The organism is Rhodopseudomonas palustris (genome assembly GCF_007005445.1).
GTDB lineage: Bacteria > Pseudomonadota > Alphaproteobacteria > Rhizobiales > Xanthobacteraceae > Rhodopseudomonas > Rhodopseudomonas palustris_G.
Genome location: NZ_CP041387.1, coordinates 3186866 through 3209984, shown reverse-complemented (window position 1 = coordinate 3209984; position 23119 = coordinate 3186866). Strand labels below are relative to the sequence as shown.

Here is a 23119-nt window from a genome sequence, read left to right as displayed (position 1 = left end):
GTGGATCACGCATTGGCGTGGCAGGTCGAACAGGCCTGCCACAACGCATGGCCGTCGTTGCGGTGCGCGCTGATCGGCGACTGGCTGCTGCGGTTCGGCGACGGCGTGTCGCGCCGGATCAATTCAGCCAATCCGCTGCATCCGGGCATCACCACGATCGCGCCGCAGCTCGATGCGTTCGATCGGCTCTATCGCGCGCAAGCGCTGCCGCTGATCGTGCGGCTGGTCTCGCTGCTGCCGCCGCAGGTGGAGCGCGAACTCGATACTCGCGGCTTCACGGCCGAGGGTGAAGCCTGCACGCTGTATCGCAACCTGACACGCGAGAGGTTGGCCGACGCAACACCGGACGTGACTGTCGCTCCACGCGCCGATGCCGAGTGGCTCGCGGCCATCGCGCGGCTGCAGGCGCAGTCGCCGTCGCATGCGTCGGTCTACGCCCGTGTGGTCGATGCGATCCCACTACCGACCGGTTTCTTCGCGCTCCGCCAGGACGGTCGCATCGTCGCCACAGCCTGCGGTGTGCTGCACGGCGATCTGGTGGTGATCGAGTCGGTGGTGGTCGACGAAGCGCTGCGCGGCCACGGCCTTGGCAGGCACCTGATGACCGCGCTGCTCGCCTGGGCGTCTGCACAAGGCGCCACCGGCGCCTGCCTGCAGGTCGTGGTCGACAACTCCGCTGGCCGTGCGCTGTACGCCGGCCTCGGGTTCGACCAGGAGCTCTACCGCTACCACTTTCGCCGCGCACCAACGAAGTAACTGCTTCGCCCCGTCACGCCGGGCGCGAGCGATGGTTCGCGAACCTGGAATCTCGGTCGGTTGAGCACTGAGCAAAATATCCTGAAGATTGCGGATCGTTGCTGCTCGGCGTCCGGAATGACGAACGAGAGAATGGGTACCGGAACCGGAGACCATTCGTCCTAGTCCGCCGTGACGCCTTCGCGGACGCGCTTCTTCCGGATGTCGCGCTCCTCGTGGATCGCAGCGATCACTTTGCCGGCCGGCACGCCGAGCGACTGCAGCACGGTGGAGGCGATCTCGAAGCTGGCTTCGAGCACTTCGCGGATCACTTCGGTGGCGCCGAGGCTGAACAGCCGGGTGGCGTGGTCGGCGTCGCGAGCGCGGACGATGATCGGCAGATCGGCGCGCTCGGCACGGGTCGCGGCGACGACGTGTTCTGCGGCTGCGGCATCGTGCATCGTCACCACCATCGCCGGCGCGTCGCCGAGCCCGCATTTGCGCAGAAACGCGCGCTGGGTGGCGTCGCCGTAGACGACATTGACCCCGGCCTTGCGCGCCCGTGCCACCGCTTCGGGATCGACATCGATGCCGATGAACGGCTTGCCCTGCTTGCTTAGGATGTCGCCGACGATGCGGCCGACCCGGCCATAGCCGACCAGGATGATGCGTGGGGAATCGCCCGGGGTGGGATCGGTGTGGCCGGCGGCTACCGCTACTGCGTTGCGGGCCCGCGCGCTGGCCTTGCGGCTGAGCCGCGCCAGATACGGCGTCATCATCATGGTGCCGGACGACACCAGCAGCATGAATTGCTCGACCTCGCGAGTGACGAGACCGCTGGAACTGGCGAGGCCGAGTACCAGGAACGCGAACTCGCCGCCGCCGGCGAGCAGCAGGCTGGCCTCGGCGATCACCGGTCGAGACAGCCGGAACATCCAGGCCAGGCCGGCGATCACCATCGCCTTCAGCGCCGTCATGCCGATCACCGAGGTGACCACCATCGCCGGATAGCGAGCCACTTCGGCCAGATCAATCCGCATTCCGACCGAGATGAAAAACAGCCCGAGCAGCATGCCCTTGAACGGTTCGATATCGACCTCGACCTGGCGGCGGAATTCGGTTTCCGCCAGCACCAGCCCGGCCAGGAACGCGCCGAGCGCCATCGACAGTCCGGCGACGTGGGTGACCAGCGACGTGCCGACGACCACGAACAGGATCGTCGCCATGAACAATTCGCGGTTATTGGTCGAGGCGACCATCCGGAACAGCCGCCGTAGCACCAGGCGGCCGAAGCCGATAATCAGCAGGATTGCGGCGGCGGCCTGCACCAGCGCCATCGCCAGGCCGAGCCACACCGCGCCTGTACTGCCGCCGCCCGCCGCGTCGCCGGCCGCCTTGCCGAATACCACGATCAGAAACAGGATCGGCACCACCGCAAGATCCTGCGCGAGCAGCACAGCGAAGATGCTGCGGCCGGCGACCGTCGCCAGTCGCTTCTGTTCGGCGAGGAGCTGCAGCACGATCGCGGTCGAGGACAGCGCCAGACAGGCGCCGATCACCAGACTGGATTCCACCGTGTTGCCGAACGCCAACGCTATGCCGCTGATCGCCGCAGTGGTCAGCACCACCTGCGACATGCCGAGTCCAAACACCAGGCGGCGCATCGTCCACAGCCGGTCGAACGACAGTTCGAGGCCGATGGTGAACAGCAGAAAGGCGACACCGAGCTCGGCGAGCCGGTCGACGGCCTCCTGCGACGTGATGGTGACGTAGCTCAGCCAGTGCACGTCGGCACCGATTCGGCCCAGGCTGTGCGGGCCGAGCACCAAGCCGGCGACCAGGAAGCCGAGCACCGGGCTGACGCGAAACCGCGTCATCACCGGGATCAAGACGCCTGCGGTCCCGAGAAACACCAGGGCTTCGCGGTAAACTCCGACACCGTTTTCGACTGCCATCGATCCATCAATCACGTGAGGTAGCGGGGGGCGACGACATCGATCAAATCGTCGCAGTCTGCGGCAATAGATCGCGATTCGCGGTTAAAGGCGGGTTCCATCTGGCGCGCGCACTGCGGCGATCGGTAGCCCTCGTTCGGGTGGACGGTCGCGGCGTCATGCCGCACAACGGCACGATGGAGCACAACACCCCTCTGATTTCCACCATTGTGGCCGGCTTGGTGCTGGCATTCGCCTTCGGCGTCGTGGCGCAGCGACTGAAAATCTCGCCGCTGGTTGGTTATCTGCTCGCCGGGGTTGTGATCGGTCCGTTTACGCCGGGCTACGTCGCCGACCAGAAACTCGCCAACGAACTCGCCGAGATCGGGGTGATCCTGCTGATGTTCGGCGTCGGTCTGCACTTCTCGCTGAAGGATCTGCTCGAGGTCAGGGCGATCGCAATTCCAGGCGCGGTGGTGCAGATCGGAGCCGCGACGTTGCTCGGGCTCGGGCTGGGGCACGCGCTCGGCTGGCCGTTCGGCGCCGGCCTGGTGTTCGGCCTGGCGTTGTCGGTGGCGAGTACCGTGGTGCTGTTGCGCGCCCTGCAGGAACGCCGCCTGATCGACAGCGAGCGCGGCCGGATCGCGGTCGGCTGGCTGATCGTCGAAGACATCGCGATGGTGTTGACGCTGGTGCTGCTGCCGGCGGTCGCAGGGCTGCTCAAGGGTGAGGCGAACAGCGCCGATTGGCAGTCGGTGCTGTGGCAGGTGGCCCTGACGCTCGGCAAGGTCGCCGCCTTCATGGTGTTCATGCTGGTGGTCGGCCGCCGGATCATTCCGAGAATGCTGCACTACGTCGCGCATACCGGCTCGCGCGAGCTGTTTCGGTTGGCGGTACTGGCGATCTCGCTCGGCGTTGCGTTCGGCGCGGCGATCTTGTTCGACGTGTCGCTTGCCCTGGGCGCGTTCTTCGCCGGCATGATCCTGTCGGAGTCCGAGCTCAGTCACCGCGCCGCCAACGAGACGTTACCGCTGCGCGACGCGTTCGCGGTTCTGTTCTTCGTCTCGGTCGGCATGCTGGTCGATCCCGCCATCGTCGTCCGCGAGCCGCTGCCGTTGATCGTCACCGTGCTGATCATCGTCTTTGGAAAATCGATCGCCGCGTTCTTGATCGTGCGGTTGTTCGGCCATCCCAACATGACGGCGCTGACGATCTCCGCCTCGCTGGCGCAGATCGGTGAATTCTCCTTCATCCTCGCCGGGCTCGGCGTCGCGCTCGGCCTGATGCCCGAGCGCGGCCGCGATCTGGTGCTGGCAGGCGCGATCATCTCGATCATGCTCAATCCGCTGATGTTCGTTCTACTCGATCGTTTCAGCGCCAAGGTCGCGGCGGCCGCGGAAGCTGCCAAGCAGGCGGCGAAACTGGCGGCGGCGGCCGCTGCCCCGCCGCCGCCGCGCGGCCACATCGTGCTGGTCGGGTACGGCCGGGTCGGCTCCAACGTCGGCACCGTGCTGCGCTGCGCCGGGGTCGATCTGGTGGTGATCGAGAACGACGACGAACGGGTGATGCGGCTGCAGCGCGAGAGCGTCACTGCGATCAACGGCAACGCCGCCGCCCAGGAGATCCTCGACGAAGCCGATGTTGCTCATGCACGCGGTTTGGTCGTGGCGATCCCCAACGCGTTCGAGAGCGGTCAGATCGTCGGCAAGGCGCGCGCAGTCAATCCCGGCCTCCTGATCGTCGCCCGGGCGCATTCGGCCGAGGAAGTGGCGCATCTGAAAAGCAACGGCGCCAATCTGGTGATCATGGGCGAAGACGAAATCGCCCGTGCGATGATCGCCAAGCTCGGCTTCGATGCCGCCAGCAGCGATGCAGCGACCAGCGCCATCGCGATCAATAGCGCCACGGCCCCGGCTTCGGCCGGCGCAGCGGCCTGATCGAGACGGCTACGGGTATCCGCAGGGACTTAGCCGTTCCGCCGGCGCCATATCCACAACCACAGCCCGGTCGCGTACAGCGCCGGCAACGCCATGCCGCAGATGAACACGACGGCCTGTCCTAGCAGGCCGAGCCGCAGATCGGTGTGCAGTGGGTTCAGCCACTCGCGCCGGAGCGCGGAGTCGGTTTCAACCGTTTCCACCACAGGCGTGGCACATCCTGTTCTGACCTCGACGGTCAGGTCGCTGGGGATCGATGCCGGTGAACGCAACCTGATTTGATAAGCGCCGGCGGGGCCTCGCGGTAGAAACACTCCGACAATCTGCCTGCCGGGCTGAGCCCGCGCCGCAGCGCTCAACGCGCCGCTCAGGTCATTGCCCGCAGCACAGGACGGGGGTGTCGCCTGGGACGTTGGTTTGGCCGGTGCCGGGCCGGGCAGTCCCAGCCACTGCGGCTTGGTGAGAGCCACTCCAGTTGCAGCCAGCACCAGCATCGGCGCCAGCAGATATGCGGCCGACACGCCATGCCATTCGATGAGATGCCGCCGACCGGCAGCCGATGAGCCGATAGAGAATGATCGCCACCATTTTCGCTGCCGCGGCCACCACAGATACACGCCCGACAGCAGCGACAGCGCAAGGCCGATGCCGCACCAAGCGACCACGTCGGCGCCTAGCGAACTCAGCAGCAGCAATCGGCGATGCAGATTCACCACCGCTGCGAACCACGATTGATCGAACGCGAACAGCCCGAGCGGCTCGCCGCTCTGGGGATGCACGAACACCACGCCGAGATCGCCCGGCGGCTGGCGACCGAATACGATCGCCGCGTTGCCGGGCAGGAAGCCTGCGCCCGGCGCGTTGGCTCCCATCACCCTCAGCTCGGGATAGTGCTCGCTCGCCCGCGCGATCCACATGTCGGCGTCTGCGTCCGGCCGCCCCGGCATGCGGGGCGGTTTGACGACCTCTCGTCCGACTTCAAGTGTAAGCAACGGCTCCTTCAGGACCAGCATCGCGCCGCTCGCCCCGATCAGTGCAAACGCAGCGCCGACGGTGAGGGCGAGCGAGAGGTGCAGCATGCGCCAGATACGGCGGGCCGACAGCCGCCGCACGGAGCGATCCGGGCGCGTCATCACCGCGACAGCAGCTTCAATGCCCCGTTGCGATAGACGGGCCCTTGTACCTTGCCGCCGGTGACCACGTTGGTCTGATATTGCTGGCTGACACCGTCGAGGGTGTTCGACAGTTCGGCACGAAAGCTTGCGAAACCAGCCGAGTCGATCTGCTTCGGCACTTCTCCGTTCGCGAATAGGCGTTGCTTGGCCTCGTCCGGAGCCTGCGCGCGAACTCCGCCGCTGACCATGAGATCGACGATCAAGCGGTCGCCCCGCCACCGAGCAGAGCCGCCGGCGCCGAGTTCGGCGTCGTCGAGCATCAACGAGCCGGCGACCAGATAATCGCCGCTCGGCAGCGCGGTGAAGCCGAGGCGCAAGGTGCCGGTCTCGCCGTCCTCCGACCGCCACGCCCAGCGATGCTCGCCGCGATAGGTAACGTTGGTTTGGGTAAGCTCGGGCCGCAGCTCTTGTGCCGAAGCGGGGCACGGCATGGTTGCCGCCCACGCCGCAACGATCGCGGTCCGGGCCACGTAAGTCATGAAGCGCATTGTATTTCTCCTAAAAGCTCACCAGCGGTAGCGAAGGCTGGCTATGACCGAGCGGTCGAAGCCGGCGTTGCAGCTCGTGGTGGAGCAGCTCACGTAGTACTGCTTGTTGGTGAGGTTGGTGGCGTTGATGGCGAGCCGCATCCCCTTCAAGTCGCGGTGAAGTTGGCCGAGGTCGTAGTGCAGCGCTGCGTCGAACAGCACGTAGGACGGCACGCCGATGGTGTTGGCGGCATCGGCGAACGTCTCCCCGACGTAGCGCGTTCCGAAGCCAGCACCGAAGCCGGTGAGTGCTCCACTTTGGAAAGTGTAGTCTCCCCACAATGATGCGGTGTCCGCAGGCAGCCCGGTTGGGCGGTTGCCGAGCTCAACCAGGTTATTGCTCTTCGTCACGGTCAGGTCGGTGTGCGTGTAGGAGGCCACCAGATTGAGGCCTGCGATCGGATTGGCGACGCCCTGCAGTTCAAATCCGCGGGACCGCACCTCTCCGACCTGAAGACGATTGAGCGAGTTGTTCGGATCGGTTGTCTGCACGTTCTCTTGATAGAGGTCGAACACCGACATGGTGACGAAGCTGGTCGCTCCCGCCGGCTGGTACTTGACGCCGACCTCCGCCTGCCGCCCGGTGGTCGGCTTGTACGGCTGCCCGTAGAAGTCGGTGCCGAGCAACGGGCTGAACGAGGTTGAATAGCCGATATAGGGCGCGAGGCCGACGTCGCTGAGATAGACCAGCCCGGCCCGGTAGGTGAACGCTTTGTCGTCCTGCGTCGCAGTCGAGCTCTTGAGGCGGTTATCTGTGGCGGTGTTCGACCAGTCCTGCCGGCCGCCGAGGCTCAACACCCAGCGTCCGTCGAATTTGATCTGTTGTTGGCCGTAAATGCCGACCTGGTCGGAGGTCTGCCACGTCGAGGCGTTTGGTGTGGCTGCCACGCCGATCGGTTGATCGTAGACGGGATTGAAGATGTCGATCGACGGAGCGCGACCGCTGTTGAGATAGTAGTCCTCGGTCGAACGGCGATAGTCGACGCCAGCCAGTGACACGAACTGCGTCGAGCCCATCCACCAGTCGGCCTGGATCTGATTGTCAGACGCGTAGGTGTCGCCGACGATGCGGAATTGATACAGCGCACGGTTGAGCGTCCGCTGGTCGGCCGCAAGGTTCATGCCCGACGCGGTGTTGGTCAAAAGGTCGACGTGGCCGTAGCGGAAATTCGACCGCATCGTGAAGGTGTCGTCGAGATGCCGCTCGAATAGGTATCCGGCCGAGTATTGCGTGCGATCGTTGGCGAGCCCGGGCTGGTCGAGGAACTGGTTGCGCGGCAATTGCCCGTTCTTGTTCGGAAGCAGCGTGCCCTGGATCGGAATGTACGGGCGCGGCGGACCAAACTTCTCGTAGCTGTAGTCGGTCAGAATGGTGAACGTGGTGTCGATATCCGGCCGCCAGGTGAACGCCGGTGCGATGAACAGCTTGTCGTCCGGGATCGCCTTGAACTGTGTATTGCTATCCCGCGCCAGTCCGGTCAGCCGGTAGAGAAACTGGCCGTCCTTGTCGATCGGTCCGCTCAGATCGAACTGCCCCTGCAGCCGGTCGAAGCTGCCGCCCTGCAGCATCACTTCGTTAACCGGTGTGTCGAGCGGTCGCTTGGTGATGAGGTTGACCAGGCCGCCCGGCGTGCTCTGACCGTACAGCACCGAGCTCGGCCCGCGCAGGATCTCGACGCGTTCGAGACCGTAAGGCTCGGTCTTCGGCCAGGCTTGGGCGGTCGTGCCGCGCAGGCCGTCGCGGAGAATTCCGGTGCTGCTGGCATCGAAACCGCGAATGCTGAACGTGTCGAAACGCTGCGAGATCGCCGGTGTGGTCGCTACGACGCCGGCCGAGTAACGCAAGGCATCGGTCACCGACTGAACGTTCTGCGCGTCCATCTGTTGGCGGTTGATCACCGAGACCGACTGTGGCGTTTCGATCAGCGGCGTATTGGTCTTGGTTCCCGTCGTGCTGGCCCTAGCCACATAGCCTGGTCCGTCTGCAACACGTGCAGTGCTTGGGCGAGACGTCTGGCGGGGAGGCGCTACCGGCGCGGCGATCGCTGCCGGTCGAGCAGCGGCCCGCTTCGGCTTGCTGCGCTTCGGTGCGCTCACGACCACCGGAGGCAGCGCGCTCGCCGTCGGGACGGCGGGCGTCGGTGTAGTAGCCTGAGCCCGTGCATCCTCGATGACGGCGCCGACCAACAGCAGCGCGCTCATCGGCAACGAGGCGGCGAGTCTGCTGCCTCGGCGTATCGCGAGCTGTCGTGAATTGTGTAGTTCGGCGGAGCGGCGCTGTGTCGTCATCTTGATATTCCTCCAGGACGCGGCACAGAAGCGTGACTGTGAGGAATGCGACAAGCCGTCGGACTTTTGATTTCCGGACGAATTCTTAAGATTACAAAGGTTCTACGCCGGCGGCGGGATCAGGCGTTCGCTGAATGGAATTACAGCAGGTCGCGCGGAGAAATCCCGAAGCGCTTTCTGAAAACTGCCGAGAAGTAAGCTGGCGTGTAGCCGACGCGATGCGCAGCCTCCGAGACGTTGGTGGCGCCGCTCGACAGCAGCCGATACGCTTCGTTCAAACGTGCGTCTTGCAGGAAATCGTTCACGGTGGTCCCGAAAGCCGCCTGGAAACCGTCCGTCAGCTTGCGGGTGTTCAATCCCACCGCCGCGGCCAATGCCGGCAAATTCGGTGGAGCCCCGAGCCGCTCCAGAAGGATGGTGCGGGCTTTCTTCAAGCGTTCGACATCGCCAAGTGACGGTCTCGGGGGCTCGATCGCGGAGTTGGTCTCGATCGCTTCGCAGGCCAAGGCGAGGATCTCGAGTGCCTTGGCAGAAAGGAACAGGTCCCGCGCTGCGCCGACGAAGGGGCAAACTTCGAGCTGCGTGCACAGCGCCTGCAGCGCGCGGGGCGCCGCGATGTATTGCAGGCTGGGCCGATCGATCGGGATCAGCGACGCCAACGGATCGCTTGCGGACTCGGCCTTGCTGCCGGGTTCAAGGGTCGCCTTGACCATCACGTAATGCAGTGGCTCGTCGGGGCTCACCATCTGCCGACCGCAGGCATCGGCCGGCGAGCGGATGACGCAGACCGTGGGGCCGGCGATGCTGAACTCGTCGGTGCAACCGTCGATCCGTGCCCGCATCGCGCCGCGCAGGATGACGACCACCTTGGTGCCGTGATGCAATTGTTCGTCGACCCAATCCCCATCGGGCTGTTGCAGAACGCCGCTAGCCAGATCGAGCTGCGAGATCGCGCCCGTCCACCTGTGCTCCAATGTCATGCTTCCGCCGTTGAACACCACTGGTGACAATGAGCAACACTATGACACCGAAGCCCGGCGACGACACCGCCACGACGCGGCGTGGAGTCGAGAAAAGCTCGAAGTTCGCTGTGCGGAATGAAATGCAAGCTGCGTCAGGGTCGAGAAGCGGCCTACGCCGGCAGCGAGCGCGGTCCGAACAGGATCACGCTCATGCCGACCAGGCAGATCGCGGCGCCGATCACGTCCCATGGGTCGGGGCGGTTGCCTTCCATCGCCCAGCCCCACAACAGCGCGCTGGCAATGTAGATGCCGCCATAGGCCGCATAGGCGCGGCCGGCGAGGGGACTGTCGGCCAGCGTCAGCAGATAGGCGAACAGCGCCAGCGCAAGCATGCCGGGGATCAGCCACAGCGGCGACTGGCCCAGCCGCAGCCAGGCCCAGAACGCGAAGCATCCGGCGATCTCCATTAGCGCAGCAGCGCAGAACGTGAGGAGTGAGGTCATGGGCGTTGGCCGTGGCTTTCGGTGAAGCTGCGCATTGATCGATGCTCCGAACCATAGATGAACTGCGCCGCCAACGAAAAAGGCGCGGGAGTCGTGCCCGCGCCTTTCGCTTGTTCAGTCGCTGCGCCCGATCAGGCTGCCTTGGTCTCGCTCATCGCCTTGTGCAGGTTCTGCGCGACCTTGTCGAGGAAGCCCTCGGTCGACAGCCAGCGCTGGTCGGCACCGACCAGCAGCGCGAGGTCCTTGGTCATCGCGCCGGCTTCCACCGTCTCCACGCAGACCTTTTCCAAGGTGTCGGCAAAGCGAGCCAGCTCTTCGTTGCTGTCCAGCTTGGCGCGATGCGCGAGGCCGCGGGTCCAGGCGAAGATCGAGGCGATCGAGTTAGTCGAGGTCGCCTTGCCCTTCTGGTGCTCGCGATAGTGCCGGGTGACGGTGCCGTGCGCGGCCTCGGCTTCTACCGTCTTGCCGTCCGGCGTCATCAGCACCGAGGTCATCAGGCCGAGCGAGCCGTAGCCCTGCGCCACGGTGTCGGACTGGACATCGCCGTCGTAGTTCTTACAGGCCCAGACGTAGCCGCCCGACCACTTCAGCGCCGAGGCGACCATGTCGTCGATCAGGCGGTGCTCGTAGGTCAGGCCCTTGGCGTCGTACTCGGCCTTGAATTCGTTGTCGAAGATCTCCTGGAAGATGTCTTTGAAGCGACCGTCGTACACCTTCATGATGGTGTTCTTGGTCGACAGGTAGACCGGATAGTTGCGGATCAGGCCGTAGTTCAGCGAGGCGCGGGCGAAATCCTTGATCGACTCGTCGAGGTTGTACATCGACATCGCGACGCCGGCGCCGGGCGCCTTGAACACTTCGCGCTCGATCACCGAGCCGTCTTCGCCGACGAACTTCATCGTCAGTGTGCCCGGGCCGGGGAACTTGATGTCGGTCGCGCGATACTGATCGCCATAGGCGTGGCGGCCGATCACGATCGGCTTGGTCCAGCCCGGCACCAGCCGCGGCACGTTCTTGCAGATGATCGGCTCGCGGAAGATCACGCCGCCGAGGATGTTGCGGATGGTGCCGTTCGGCGACTTCCACATGCTCTTGAGGCCGAATTCCTTCACCCGCGCTTCGTCCGGGGTGATGGTGGCGCACTTCACGCCGACGCCGACCTGCTTGATCGCGTTCGCCGCATCGATGGTGACCTGATCATCGGTTTTGTCGCGGTGCTCCATCCCGAGGTCGAAATACATCAGCTCGACATCAAGGAACGGGGTGATGAGCTTGTCCTTGATCATCTGCCAGATGATCCTGGTCATCTCGTCACCGTCGAGTTCCACGACGGGATTCTTCACCTTGATTTTCGCCATGCGGGATCGGGCCTTCTTGTGATTCTGCGCTTAAAGGGGCGGGAATTGGACTAAAGCCGCGCCCGCTATAGCACCGCGCCGGACCGGCCGAAAGGCGATTGCGGAAGCAATTTGGACGGATTCGCAGCGCGGCTTCGCATGGCTCGGCAACGCCGCGATCGCAAGGCGTGCCGCGACCGGAGGCGGGTAGGGCGCGCGCCGTGTCAAGCGCACTTCACACCGCCCAAATCGCGCCGGCAAAACCACTATTTGCTTGAGAAATCGCCGCCGCCTTGGCAACGGAAAGGCGCGGCGGCCGCCGCTGTCCGGCCCGCCCCGCCGCGGCTTCCCCCGATCCTCCCGCGCCGCCTCGGATCACTCCGAGGGACGCCCGTTTTTGAAAGACCACGCCCATGTCCGGTTCCGGTACCGACCGATCCAAGCCCCCGGCCGCGCTCGACGGCCCGGTGGTGATTCTGGTCGAACCGCAGCTCGGCGAGAACATCGGGATGTGCGCCCGCGCGATGGGCAATTTCGGGCTGACCCGGCTGCGGCTGGTGAAGCCGCGCGACGGCTGGCCGAACATCGCCGCGACGCGCGCCTCGGCGGGCGCCGACCACATCCTGAACGCGGTGGAACTGTTCGACAGCGTCGCCGACGCGATAGCCGATTGCGCGCTGCTGTTCGCCACCACCGCCCGTGCCCACGACCAGGCCAAGCCGGTGCGCGGGCCGGAGGCCGCCGCGCAGGAGATCGTCGCCTCGATCGCGACCGGCGTCACCGCCGGCATCCTATTCGGCCGCGAGCGCCACGGCCTGGAGAACGACGAGGTCGCGCTCGCCAACCGGATCGTCACCTTCCCGGTCAACCCGGCGTTCGCCTCGCTCAATCTGGCGCAGGCGGTGCTGCTGATGGGCTACGAATGGTTCAAGCACGCCACGGGGGGCGCGCTGCCGTTCGCGATGCCGGAGCGCTCCGAGCCGGCGTCGCAGCACCAGATGCAGGCGTTCTTCGACAACCTCGTGGCCGAGCTCGACCGCGTCGAATTCCTCCGCCCGCCGGAGAAGCGCGACACCATGCTGGTGAACCTGCGCAACATCTTTACCCGGATGGATCCCACCAAGCAGGACATCCACACCCTGCACGGCGCCATCATGGCGATCGCCGAGGGCCGCAAGGGCCCGGCCAAGGGCGGGGTGCTCGACGGCGAACAGGCGACGCGGCTGCGCGCGCTGCTGGCCGAGCGCGCAGCGGCCGGTGGTCCCGACGCCGAGGGCGGCTCGCTGCGCGGGCTCGCCCGCATGCTCCGCCGCAACCCGACCGACGCCGAGCGGCTGCTGTGGGAACATCTGCGCAAGGACCGCCGCTTCGCCGGCACCTTCAAGCGCCAGACCCCGGTCGGCCGCCACATTCCGGACTTCGTCTCGTTCCCGCACCGCATCGCGATCGAGCTGGTCAATCCGGACGAGAGCGACGCGATCGTCCGCGACCGGGCGATGCGCAAGGAGTGGCTGGAAGCGCGCGACTATCGCGTCGCGCTGGTCGCGGCGACCGACGTCACCGGCGACATCGCCGCCGTGCTGGCGCGGCTGGAGGCGGTGCTGGCGCGCGCCTGATTGACTTCACGCCCCGGCTGAGATTCGCTTCGTACCAAGCGGCGGCTCGCCGCAGCACAGGCAATCGGGAGGGGACATGACAACGACATCGACGATGCGCCGCGCGGGATGGCTCACCGGCCTCGGCCTGCTCGCCGCAGCGCTGGCCACCACAGGCGCCCGCGCCGACGACGTCGGCGGCACCTGGCTGCGCGAGACCGGCGCCTCCAAGGTCAAGTTTGCGCCCTGCGGCGGCGCGGTGTGCGGCACGCTGGTGTGGCTCAAGCCGGGCATCGAGACCCCTGCCAAGGTCGGCCAGAAGATATTCTTCGATATGAAGCCGACCGGCCCGGGCGCCTGGGCCGGCAGTGCCTTCAATCCGGAGGACGGCAAGACCTACACCGGCAAGATGAACCTGTCCGGCAGCACGCTGACCACCCAGGGCTGCGCGATGGGCGGGCTGATCTGCAAATCCGCCACCTGGACGCGGGCGAACTGAGTGGAGGAGGCGCGCCAGCAAGGTCAGGTGAGCTTGCCCAAAGTCATCTTGCCTGACGTTCTGCAGCGCGGCCTCAAAGTCGTGTTCTGCGGCACCGCCGCCGGCCGTGCGTCGGAGAAGGCGCAAAGCTATTATGCGCACGGCCGGAACAAGTTCTGGAGCGTCCTCAGCGAAACGGGCCTCACCGATCGAAAGCTGGCGCCGCACGAGTTTCGCGAAGTGACGACATTCGGCATCGGCCTGACCGACCTGTGCAAGGATGTCGCCGGAAGCGATCATGAGGTTCGGCCGCGGCCGGAACATCGGGTGGTTCTCAGACGGAAGATCGAAGAAAACCATCCCGACTTTCTCGCCTTCACCAGTATGGAAGCTGCGAAGCGGTTCGTCGGCCGCAGGGTCGGCCTCGGGCGGTATGAGGAGAGCATCGGAACGACATCGATCTATGTGCTGCCATCGACCTCGCCGATGGCGGATTGGAATTGGATGGCGAACAAGATCCACTGGTGGGAGTTTGCCGAACGGGTCCGCGCCTCCTGATCGAGAAGCGCCGTGTCGTTGCGTCAGGTCGCCGTCCGGCGACCGTCAATGGAGTTCAACTTGAGCGTCGCTTTCACCAAGGAAGATAGCGCCGAGACCGCCTCGGAGACCGTGCTGCCGGATCGCCCGATCTCGCCGCATCCGAACCTCGTCACCGCAGCCGGCTTGGCCGCGCTGGAGGCGCAGTTGGCGCAAGCCCGCGCCGCGCTCGAAGCAGCCGGTACGATCGAGGACGTCAACGAGCGCCGCCGTGCCGAAGCCATCCCGCTGCGCGACGCCCGTTACTACGCAGCCAGGGTGCGCAGCGCGCAAGTGATGCCGGATCCGCCCTCGACCGACGAGATCGCGTTCGGCTCCACCGTCACCTTCCGCCGCGCCGACGGCCGCGTCCAAACCTATCGCATTGTCGGCGAAGACGAAGCCGATCCGAAGCAGGGCACGATCTCGTTCGTATCGCCGGTGGCGCGCTTGCTGATGGGCAAGAGCGTCGGCGACGTGGTGGGGAAGGGCGCGCAGGAGTTGGAGGTGGTGGGGATTGGGTAGTGACAAGTTTCGAAATCGTGATGATAGGTGGCTTCATTTATTAGAAATTCTTTGATCGGAGAGTGCTTATGTCGCGAGGCCAGACGGCAAAGATCGCCCAGCCAATATCAGGAGATAAGCTCTACCAGGATCGCGCGCGGCAGGCCTTTCCTTTGCTTGTCCGACAAGCTGAGGCACATCAGCCCATCTGCTATTCAGATCTTGCTGAGGAGCTTGGGATGCCAAACCCGCGCAACCTCAATTATGTTTTGGGAAGTATTGGGCAAACGATCGAGAATCTATCCGCGGTTTGGAAAGAGCCTGTCCCGCCGATCCAATGTCTGGTGATCAATAAGAGTACCGGCTTGCCGGGCGAAGGTATCGGGTGGTTTCTGGTCAAGAAAGAACAATTCGCAAAGCTTCCGCAATCTAAGCGGCGAGAGATAGTCCACGGGGAGCTTGCTAGGATTTGGGCTTACCCAAAATGGCCTGCTGTGCTCGAAGCGGTAGATTTGTCGCCGACAACCATCACCTTCAAAGATAACAATAGGGCTGCTGCTGCTATTGGTGTCGGCGGTGGTGAGGGGGATGCGCATCGCGCCTTCAAGGTTTTTGTTGCAAAGAATCCGGAGCGTTTTGATCTTCCTGGCAGTACTCGTTGTGGGAGTGTTGAGTTGCCTTTGCCGTCAGGAGATTCCCTCGATGTATCATTTCAAACAGGTTCGGAGTGGGTGGCGGCGGAGGTTAAGTCGTCGATTTCATCGGACTCAGATATCGTTAGAGGGCTTTATCAATGCGTGAAGTATCAGGCGGTGATGCAAGCCGTTGAGGCTGCTGAGAATCGTGAAAGAACCGGAAGAGCTATTCTGGTTCTTCAGGGTAAGTTCCCCCGTCAGCTGGTCGCGCTTAAGAACATTTTGGGTGTCACCGTTTTTGATGGAGTTGAAGCTTAGCGAGCGTAGATGGGGTAACGGGCCGGCCAGGCCGAGCAGGTCGCTTGGCGAATTGGCGGAAGGGTGGTCGTCCCTCAAACTGATGGTGTCAATCAACGGAGTCAGGGCGAGCCCGCTCCAAGCATCATCGAGGAACGACCATGTACCACTATGCCGGAATCGACGTGTCTTTGGAACAGTCTGCGGTTTGTGTCGTCGACGGGAGCGGGCGGATCGTGCGGGAGGCGAAGGTGGCGAGCGAGCCGGCGGCGCTGATCGCCTGGTACGGTTCGCTGGCGACGCCGCTGGAGCGGATCGGTCTGGAGGCTGGACCGTTGTCGCAATGGCTCTACGCGGCCTTGCGCGAGGCCGGGCTGGCCGTCGAACTGCTGGAGACGCGGCACGTTCGTGATGCCTTCAAGGCGATGTCGGTGAAGACCGACCGCAACGACGCCCGCGCCATCGCGCAGCTGATGCGGCTCGGCTGGTTCCGGCCGGTGCATTGTAAATCGATCGAGGCGCAGGAAGTCCGTGCCGTGCTGACGGCGCGCAAGCTGCTGCAGACGAAGTTGCTCGACGTCGAGAACAGTCTTCGCGGGATTCTGCGCGGCTTCGGCCTGAAGGTCGGCAAGACGACCGAGCGGAGCTTTGCGGCGCGGATCGAAGAATTGACGAAGGGCCACGCGGCACTGGCTTCGATCGCCAAGGCAATGCTCGCGGTGCATGCCGTGCTGCTGCGCGAGTTCAAGGGGCTGGACAAACAGGTGCTACAGATCGCTAAGGCGCAGCCGCAGGCGCGCCTGCTGATGACGACGCCGTCGGTTGGTCCGATCGTGGCGCTCACTTACGCCAATGCGATCGACGATCCGGCCCGGTTCAAGTCTTCGAAGGCAGCCGGCGCCCACTTCGGTCTGACGCCGAAGAAATATCAATCGGGGCAGACCGATTACACCGGTCGCATCACCAAGATCGGCGACGCTTCGGTGCGCGAGGCGCTGTATCAGGCGGCGCACATCATGCTGACAAAGCCGATCAAGAATTGCACCGAGTTGAAGAGCTGGGCGATGCGGATTGCCAAGCGGGCCGGCCTACGCAAGGCGAAGGTGGCGCTGGCGCGCAAGCTGGCGGTCGTGCTGCACCGGATGCTGGCCGACGCCAAGCCGTTTAACCCCAACGCCAAGCTGGCGACGACCTGACGAGGAGAAATCACGGATTCGGGGAAGGCCAAGGCACCAAGCCATCCTTGAGCGAGGTCCCTTCGCCGGGACGATGGATCCGGTCAGGCCGCCACCCGGGAAGTCGGTTCACAACCACGCTTCCGTAGATTGGTCGGCCGGTTCCTCTACGCACCCCAAAAGGTGACGGCCACCGCGCCGATCCCGGACAGAAGCAAGTCACCGGCGACAGGACCACGCAAAAGGGATTGACTAACCGAGGCCCGTTACAGAAGCCCGGGTGAGCGCAGCGATACCCGGGACGTTTGGTATCTCCTGCATATCGCTTCGCTCATGCAGGCTACCGTCCGCAATTATTTGTCACGCCGCTGGCTTCACCACGCGCCATTCCACTGTCAGCCGCGCCGCCGTCGCCAGCAGCATCAGGGCGTCGAGGCTGAATTTGTCGATCCGTCCCCGGAGCAGATCATTCATCCGCGGCTGCGTCACACCGAGGCGTTTGGCTGCTTCGGCTTGCGTGAGCTTGCAATCGTCGACCACATCGCGGATCGCGATCATCAGCGCCGATCGAGCCTTCATGTTGGCTGCATCTGCAGGGGAATCTTCCGACGCATCTCAGACGCTATCGAACCGTTGCTCGCTCATGGTCTTTGTCTCCGCATCAGCGGTTCGATGCGGTCGGCTCACGCCCGCCGCGCCTTACTCACCTTCAGCTCCAACCCCGCGCGATCTTGCAGATAGCCGATCACGCTGAACAGGTTTTTCGCCTGCGGGTTGCCGCTGGGGCCGAACATTCGGATCAGGCTTTTGGGGGGCAGATCAGTCGCGGCGCCGAGTTGTTCGAATCCGACGGTGGCCTTGATGTAGTCGCGCAGGACGGCTTTTCCGGTCTCGATATCGCCCTTGAGCATCACCTCGATCGCTTCCCGCAACAGGGCGTCGCCGAATGCCGGGTCTTTCGCCACGCGGTTTTGGACCAACTCTTTGAAGCTCTTCGTATTAGCCATTGCTCAGTCCTGATCGCCGCTTTTTGCTCTGCTTGTAGTCGCGCCAATACACGATGGCTCGCGCGATATCGCTGCGTTGTCGCTTCTTGGTGCCACCGCAAAGCAGAATGACCAACGTATCGCCGTCACGACCGAAATAGATCCGATAGCCGGGCCCGAAATCGATCTTGGTTTCGAGGACGCCTTCGCCGACCGACTTAACGTTGGAAAAATTGCCCAGGGACAGCCGAGTCACGGCCGTCGTGACCTTGGCGGCCGCCATGACGTCGAGCCCGTCGAGCCAATCCGCGAATGGGCTTTGCCGATCAGCCGAATAGTAGCGAATATCCAGCATGATCAACGGTAACATATGTGTTACTTTACGTCCAGTGCGCGCTCTATTCGATTGCGATCCGAGGTGGCCTGTACGGCCGCATCTTGGCCTGCTTGCCGGGCCAGAGGGCCTGCCGGACGGTGTCCCGCCGTTAACGTTCTGCGCCTTCGCCGCCTTCGTCCAGCGCTCACCCAGGTCCATCCCTGGTGTGGTGGCGCTCGCCTCCGCGCGAGATGCAGCTCGCGGCTTCTCGCGCGACCTGATTCGCTGTGATTCGTCACCGCTTTGTTCCGGCTGCGTTCGGAACGTTAAGACGCGCGGTGGCGGCTGTCGCAGGGTGGGACACTTCGGCTGTCATCGGCAGCTTCGACGCCGCGACTGGCGCCGTGCTAGCGTCCGGCCAACAACAACAGCAGACACCCCAGGGAGATCGCCGATGATCAGCACCGCCGCCAAGCGGGCCACGTTTCGCAAGCTGCACGAGGCCGGCTGCTTCGTGCTGCCGAATCCGTGGGATGTCGGCTCGGCGCGGGCGCTGGCGTCGTTTGGATTTCAGGCGCTGGCCTCGACCAGTGCCGGCTTTGCGTGGTCGGCGGGGCGGGCGGACAATCAGGTCAGCTGCGACGACGTGCTGGCGCATCTGACCACGCTGTGCGCGGCGGTGGATCTGCCGATCAATGCCGATTTCGAGAACGGCTTTGCCGACAGTCCCGACGGCGTCGCCACCAATGTCACGCGCGCGATCGCCACCGGCATTGCCGGGCTGTCGATCGAGAATACGACCACCGATCCGGCGCGGCCGTTTTACGACGACGCGCTCGCCGCCGAGCGCATCAAGGCGGCGCGGGCGGCGATCGATGCGTCGGGTGAGGACGTCGTGCTGGTGGCGCGCTGCGAGGGTTTCTTCAAGGGCGAGCGCGATCTCGCCAAGACCACCGCGCGGCTGGTGGCGTTCGCCGAGGCCGGTGCCGATTGCCTGTACGCGCCGGGCGTCACCACCGAGGCCGAGATCACCACGCTGGTGAAGGCGGTGGCGCCGAAGCCGCTCAACGTGCTGATCGCGCAGCCGAGCATGACGGTGCCGATGCTCGCCGACCTCGGCGTCCGCCGCATCAGCGTCGGCGGCTCGCTGGCGCGCTGCGCCTGGGCCGGCTTCCTCGGCGCCGCACGCGAGATCGCCGAGCAGGGCACCTTCACGGCATTCGCCGGGGCGACCAAGGGCGCGGAGCTGAACGGGCTGTTTGCGGGGAAGTAGTAGCTGCGATCAGCGCACGATTCATGTATTATGAGGGCCGGCCCTGACTACGTGCGCGTTGAAGGTCGGACCATGGTTCTTAAGGTCCAGGATTGTGTGACCTGACGATGAGGTTGACCATGGCTACGTTGAGCATAAGCAGAGGCGCGGCAGCCGAGATCACCCGCGGCAGCGGCAATGTGTTTGTGGACCTGGGCATGGCCGACGCGGAGGAGAGGCAGACCAAGCTCAGGCTTGCCTACGCTCTGAACGCGGTAATCGACCGGGCTCGCCTGAGCCAAGCCGCTGCCGCCGAGCGGCTCGGGATCAATCAGCCCAAGGTCTCGGCCCTGCGCAATTACAAACTGGAAGGCTTTTCGGTCGAGCGGCTGATGACGTTGCTCAACGCGCTCGATCAGGACATCGAAATTGTCATCCGCAAAAAGCCACGCTCGCGCGCGGCGGCGCGGATCAGCGTAGTGGCGGCGTGAACGCGTAGGGTGCAGTCGCGGCGCCTATTGCACCTCCACCCGGTCAGCAAGCGTAGCCCGCATGAGCGAAGCGGGGGCGTGTCGATGTGCTCCCGCATTTCGCTGCGCTCATACGGGCTACTCGCTGTCGCGGGCAAATGTACTTGACCGACTACTTCCTCCTCCTCGGTCCCCGCCGCACCACCTCCCGCTCCGGCGGGGTGTAGGCGTCGTCCAGCAGTGCCATGGCTTCGGCGGGGATGCAGGTGGTGAAGACGCCGTTGTGACGCATGTCGGTCAGGGCCTTGCGGATCGCGCTTTCGCGGTCGAGCCAGTCCTCTTCGGTGCGGGGCGCCGGGCCGGGTTTGCCGGGGCGGCCGCGACCTTTCTGGGTGAGCCGCGCCATTTTCAGCACCTCCATCGCCTCGATCAGCCGGTTGAGGTCGACCGACGGCGCCTGCCACAGCTCGTCGACATAGCGTTCAGCGAGCTGCTGCAGTTTGCTGCTGAGCATCCGCAGCTTCAGCCGGCGGCCGGCGCGCTCGGTCGGCACGGTGTCGCTGGCGCGCGGCGCCAATGGGTGACGCGTCCAATTGAACTCACGCTTCCAGCGCCCGACGGTGCCGGCGCTGACGCTCGTCTTCGCTTCGATCTCCTTGTAGGTCAGCGAGGTCTGTTCGATCAGCCGGCGCACATGGGCGACCTTGGCATTGGTGTGCAGCCGCTTGCAGCCCTTCGGACGGCCGCCAGGGACCGGCGGCGGTCCGTCGTCGAGCGTGGCTAGCACCAGCCGGTCGAGGGAGGAGTCGAGCACACGAATGGGGGAGCGAAAAACCGGGAAGGGCATGTTGGGCTCCGGTCAAAGCAGGGCATCAATCCAATATAAGAATATATACCTAAATAGTGACAGGGCAAGGACGACGTCGCCGCGAGCGCTTCCGCAGGAGCCACGCCCCGGCTCTGACGGGGGATCATGTGGGGAGGCCGCCGTCGCGGCCGTCGCCCCGCGCCGCGTCCAGATCGTTCGACTGGAATGTTAACCCTTCCGCCCCGTTTCACCGCCTTAAGCGAGGGGACGCTTCCAGCATTGGTGTGAGTGGGAAGGCGGACGCACAACTTGCAGCGTTAGCCGCGCCGGCAAGCCCGATTCGCAGCGATTCGTCGCCGCTTTGTTCCGCCTGCGTGCCGAACGTTAATCCGCGCCAGGCGGGCTGTCGCAGAGCGGGACACCTCCGCCGTGCTTGGCCCGGCGCCCGGCGCCGAAAACAAAAATGCCCGGGACAGGCCCGGGCATTCGAAATTCGATTAGGCAATCAGGCGGGCCGCCGTGGCGGCCGGCGGGAACCCGTCAGGTTCCGGCCTTCACCTCTTGGACCGCCTGGGCGTACAGTTCGGTCATCTTGGCGCGCAGCTCGGTTTCCGGCAGCGTGATGCCCTTGTCGGCGAGATCCTTGGTGACTTTGCGCACCACGTCGGCGTCGCCGGCTTCTTCGAGGTCGGCCACTACCACTTCTTTGGCGTAGGCGGCAGCGGCATCGCCGGACAGGCCGAGCTTGTCGGCGACCCAAAGGCCGAGCAGCTTGGAGCGCCGCGCCTCGGCCTTGAACTTCTGCTCTTCGTCGAGCGCGAACTTCCTCTCGAAGCCTTCCTCGCGCTTGTCGAAAGTGGTCATGTCTGCGGTTCCGATCATGTAGGCCGACCAACGGCCGGTTTGCGGTGGGCGGGTTCGATGCCTAGATATCCAGAGCCGCCGGTGAAGACAACTGCCACAATGGCGCACGGCGAGGGGTAAAACTCCCGGGCCACCCGGCCGGATCGATTGTATCGGGGGGGCCAATCAGCTAGGTTGCAGCGAGGCTGGGTTCTCGTTCTGTTTCCTGTTCCTGGCCTTTTCGGCAGCTCCGCCGTGGGCCGCTTTCGTCAGACGGAGCCCACCACCCGATGGATTTCAACAAAACACGGTACATCCCCATGAGCCGGCGACGTCGCATTTACGAAGGCAAGGCCAAGGTGCTGTATGAAGGTCCGGAACCCGGAACGCTGATTCAGCACTTCAAGGACGACGCCACCGCGTTCAATGCCAAGAAGCACCAGGTGATCGAGGGCAAGGGCGTCCTCAACAACCGGATCTCCGAGTACCTGTTTCAGCACCTCAACGACATCGGGGTGCCGACTCATTTCATTCGCCGCCTCAACATGCGCGAGCAACTGATCCGCGAAGTCGAGATCGTGCCGCTCGAGGTGGTGGTGCGCAACGTCGCCGCCGGCAGCCTGTCGCAGCGGCTCGGGATCGAGGAGGGCACCCAACTGCCGCGCTCGATCATCGAGTTCTACTACAAGAACGACCAGCTTAACGACCCGATGGTTTCGGAAGAGCACATCACCGCGTTCGGCTGGGCGACGCCGCAGGAGATCGACGACATCATGGCGCTGGCGATCCGCGTCAATGATTTCCTCACCGGTCTTTTCCTCGGCATCGGCATCCGGCTGGTCGACTTCAAGATGGAGTGCGGCCGGCTGTTCGAGGCCGAGATGATGCGCATCATCGTCGCCGACGAGATCTCGCCGGATTCGTGCCGACTGTGGGACATCAAGTCGAACGAGAAGCTCGACAAGGACCGCTTCCGCCGCGATCTCGGCGGCCTGCTCGAGGCCTACACCGAAGTCGCCAAGCGTCTCGGCATCCTGATGGAAAACGAGCGCCCGATCGGCTCCGGCCCGGTGCTGGTGAAGGGCTGAGGCTCAGGGCGGCGGGCGCAAGCGCGTTTCCAAGCGATGTCATTCCGGGGCGCGCGCCAGCGCGAACCCGGAATCCAGAAGTCATAGAACGATCGAGATTCCGGGTTCGCTCGCTGGGCGCGAGCGCCCCGGAATGACGGATGGGGCGGAGGCTCTGCCCGGCATGACGAGGGGATCATCGAGGCGACCATGAAGGCACGAGTCACTGTTACCTTGAAGAACGGGATCCTGGATCCGCAAGGCAAGGCGATCGAGGGCGCGCTGAAGTCGCTCGGCGTTGCCGGCATCGCCAGCGTGCGCCAGGGCAAGGTGTTCGACATCGAGCTCGACGGCGCCGCCGACAAGGCCAAGGCCGAAGCCGCCCTCAAGGACGCCGCCGACAAGCTGCTGGCGAACACCGTGATCGAGAATTATGCTATCGAGGTAAAGGGTTAGTCTCCGGAGACTAGGTCATGGCCGACGTGAGCAACGAGTTGATTTTCGAAGTGCTCAAGCAGGTTCAGCAGAGATTGGACAAGGTCGACCACAAGGTCGACGAGCTGAAATCTGAAATGAACGCCATGCGTGGCTATCTGATCTCCATGCAACAGGACGTCCAGAACGTCTATGGAATCCTCGGTCGCTATGACGGCCGGCTCGAACACATCGAGCGTCGTCTCGAATTGAACGACGCGCCGACGATGTCCGCGTGATCATC

Annotated in this window: 24 protein-coding genes and 1 pseudogene; 13 read left to right on the top strand and 12 right to left on the bottom strand. The window is 64.4% G+C overall.

Going from position 1 to position 23119, the window contains the following annotated elements; all coding sequences use genetic code 11:
- Entirely contained in the window at positions 1–756 is a 756-nt protein-coding gene (locus FLL57_RS14700; RefSeq protein WP_041807121.1) for a GNAT family N-acetyltransferase, read from the top strand.
- A gap of 161 nt (positions 757–917) precedes the next feature.
- On the opposite strand, the gene FLL57_RS14695 is transcribed toward FLL57_RS14700, so the two are convergent.
- A complete protein-coding gene (locus FLL57_RS14695) occupies positions 918–2690 on the bottom strand; it encodes a cation:proton antiporter domain-containing protein (protein WP_013501277.1) in 1773 nt (590 codons plus the stop codon).
- A gap of 158 nt (positions 2691–2848) precedes the next feature.
- On the opposite strand from FLL57_RS14695, the gene ybaL reads away from it, so the two are divergent.
- Positions 2849–4606: a YbaL family putative K(+) efflux transporter gene (ybaL, locus tag FLL57_RS14690; protein WP_185966146.1), complete on the top strand. Its 1758-nt coding sequence runs from the start codon at positions 2849–2851 to the stop codon at positions 4604–4606.
- A 29-nt stretch (positions 4607–4635) separates the two neighbouring features.
- Here the strand turns inward: ybaL and FLL57_RS14685 are convergent, their stop codons facing one another.
- The 6 genes from FLL57_RS14685 to FLL57_RS14660 form a co-directional block, all read right to left on the bottom strand.
- Positions 4636–5718 carry a PepSY-associated TM helix domain-containing protein gene (locus tag FLL57_RS14685; protein ID WP_235677149.1) on the bottom strand — a complete coding sequence of 361 codons (1083 nt, stop codon included), beginning with the start codon at positions 5716–5718 and terminating at the stop codon, positions 4636–4638.
- Positions 5719–5738: 20 nt separating this feature from the next.
- Positions 5739–6260, bottom strand: a complete 522-nt coding sequence (locus FLL57_RS14680) for a hypothetical protein (RefSeq protein ID WP_235677278.1) — start codon at positions 6258–6260, stop codon at positions 5739–5741.
- A 27-nt stretch (positions 6261–6287) separates the two neighbouring features.
- Positions 6288–8276, bottom strand: coding sequence for a TonB-dependent siderophore receptor (locus tag FLL57_RS14675; RefSeq protein ID WP_235677148.1), 1989 nt, complete (start codon positions 8274–8276; stop codon positions 6288–6290).
- 461 nt (positions 8277–8737) lie between these two features.
- Positions 8738–9598, bottom strand: a complete 861-nt coding sequence (locus tag FLL57_RS14670) for a helix-turn-helix transcriptional regulator (protein ID WP_235677147.1) — start codon at positions 9596–9598, stop codon at positions 8738–8740.
- Positions 9599–9729: 131 nt separating this feature from the next.
- Positions 9730–10062: a YnfA family protein gene (locus tag FLL57_RS14665; RefSeq protein WP_013501283.1), complete on the bottom strand. Its 333-nt coding sequence runs from the start codon at positions 10060–10062 to the stop codon at positions 9730–9732.
- 131 nt (positions 10063–10193) lie between these two features.
- The gene (locus FLL57_RS14660; RefSeq protein ID WP_142883270.1) at positions 10194–11420 is read right to left on the bottom strand and encodes an NADP-dependent isocitrate dehydrogenase; all 1227 of its coding nucleotides are present in this window, start codon (positions 11418–11420) and stop codon (positions 10194–10196) included.
- A 392-nt stretch (positions 11421–11812) separates the two neighbouring features.
- Between FLL57_RS14660 and FLL57_RS14655 the strand changes: the two genes are divergently transcribed.
- From FLL57_RS14655 to FLL57_RS14630, 6 genes are all read left to right on the top strand, one after another.
- Positions 11813–13015 carry a TrmJ/YjtD family RNA methyltransferase gene (locus FLL57_RS14655; protein WP_142883269.1) on the top strand — a complete coding sequence of 401 codons (1203 nt, stop codon included), beginning with the start codon at positions 11813–11815 and terminating at the stop codon, positions 13013–13015.
- Between the two features lie 76 nt (positions 13016–13091).
- Entirely contained in the window at positions 13092–13493 is a 402-nt protein-coding gene (locus tag FLL57_RS14650; RefSeq protein ID WP_013501286.1) for a DUF2147 domain-containing protein, read from the top strand.
- Positions 13494–13541: 48 nt separating this feature from the next.
- Positions 13542–14030, top strand: coding sequence for a mismatch-specific DNA-glycosylase (locus FLL57_RS14645; RefSeq protein WP_235677146.1), 489 nt, complete (start codon positions 13542–13544; stop codon positions 14028–14030).
- 60 nt (positions 14031–14090) lie between these two features.
- The gene (gene greA, locus FLL57_RS14640; RefSeq protein WP_142883267.1) at positions 14091–14573 is read left to right on the top strand and encodes a transcription elongation factor GreA; all 483 of its coding nucleotides are present in this window, start codon (positions 14091–14093) and stop codon (positions 14571–14573) included.
- 68 nt (positions 14574–14641) lie between these two features.
- Complete coding sequence (locus tag FLL57_RS14635) at positions 14642–15505, top strand: hypothetical protein (protein ID WP_142883266.1); 864 nt, start codon at positions 14642–14644, stop codon at positions 15503–15505.
- Between the two features lie 140 nt (positions 15506–15645).
- The gene (locus FLL57_RS14630) at positions 15646–16680 is read left to right on the top strand and encodes an IS110 family transposase (protein WP_142883265.1); all 1035 of its coding nucleotides are present in this window, start codon (positions 15646–15648) and stop codon (positions 16678–16680) included.
- Positions 16681–17019: 339 nt separating this feature from the next.
- Here FLL57_RS14630 and FLL57_RS14625 read toward each other — a convergent pair.
- The 3 genes and pseudogenes from FLL57_RS14625 to FLL57_RS14615 all read right to left on the bottom strand — a co-directional run bounded on the left by FLL57_RS14625 (position 17020) and on the right by FLL57_RS14615 (position 18015).
- Positions 17020–17304 (bottom strand): annotated as a pseudogene (locus tag FLL57_RS14625) (helix-turn-helix domain-containing protein).
- Between the two features lie 38 nt (positions 17305–17342).
- On the bottom strand, positions 17343–17666 hold the full coding sequence (locus FLL57_RS14620) for a transcriptional regulator (protein WP_142883264.1): 324 nt from the start codon (positions 17664–17666) through the stop codon (positions 17343–17345).
- Positions 17659–18015 (bottom strand): type II toxin-antitoxin system RelE/ParE family toxin, encoded by a 357-nt coding sequence (locus tag FLL57_RS14615; protein WP_235677145.1) that lies wholly within the window; start codon positions 18013–18015, stop codon positions 17659–17661. Before FLL57_RS14615 ends, FLL57_RS14620 begins: the two co-directional genes overlap by 8 nt.
- A 400-nt stretch (positions 18016–18415) precedes the next feature.
- Between FLL57_RS14615 and FLL57_RS14610 the strand changes: the two genes are divergently transcribed.
- Entirely contained in the window at positions 18416–19234 is an 819-nt protein-coding gene (locus tag FLL57_RS14610) for an isocitrate lyase/PEP mutase family protein (RefSeq protein WP_142883263.1), read from the top strand.
- A gap of 119 nt (positions 19235–19353) precedes the next feature.
- Positions 19354–19704, top strand: a complete 351-nt coding sequence (locus tag FLL57_RS14605; RefSeq protein ID WP_142883262.1) for a helix-turn-helix domain-containing protein — start codon at positions 19354–19356, stop codon at positions 19702–19704.
- Between the two features lie 151 nt (positions 19705–19855).
- Here FLL57_RS14605 and FLL57_RS14600 read toward each other — a convergent pair whose 3' ends face one another.
- Complete coding sequence (locus FLL57_RS14600; protein ID WP_142883261.1) at positions 19856–20530, bottom strand: hypothetical protein; 675 nt, start codon at positions 20528–20530, stop codon at positions 19856–19858.
- Positions 20531–21031: 501 nt separating this feature from the next.
- Entirely contained in the window at positions 21032–21355 is a 324-nt protein-coding gene (locus FLL57_RS14595) for a DUF1476 domain-containing protein (protein ID WP_142883260.1), read from the bottom strand.
- A gap of 299 nt (positions 21356–21654) precedes the next feature.
- On the opposite strand from FLL57_RS14595, the gene purC reads away from it, so the two are divergent.
- The 3 genes from purC to FLL57_RS14580 all read left to right on the top strand — a co-directional run bounded on the left by purC (position 21655) and on the right by FLL57_RS14580 (position 23114).
- Positions 21655–22422 carry a phosphoribosylaminoimidazolesuccinocarboxamide synthase gene (gene purC, locus FLL57_RS14590; RefSeq protein WP_181902418.1) on the top strand — a complete coding sequence of 256 codons (768 nt, stop codon included), beginning with the start codon at positions 21655–21657 and terminating at the stop codon, positions 22420–22422.
- A gap of 189 nt (positions 22423–22611) precedes the next feature.
- Positions 22612–22857 (top strand): phosphoribosylformylglycinamidine synthase subunit PurS, encoded by a 246-nt coding sequence (gene purS / locus FLL57_RS14585; protein ID WP_107345551.1) that lies wholly within the window; start codon positions 22612–22614, stop codon positions 22855–22857.
- 17 nt (positions 22858–22874) lie between these two features.
- Complete coding sequence (locus FLL57_RS14580; RefSeq protein ID WP_142883259.1) at positions 22875–23114, top strand: hypothetical protein; 240 nt, start codon at positions 22875–22877, stop codon at positions 23112–23114.
- Positions 23115–23119: the final 5 nt, after the last annotated feature.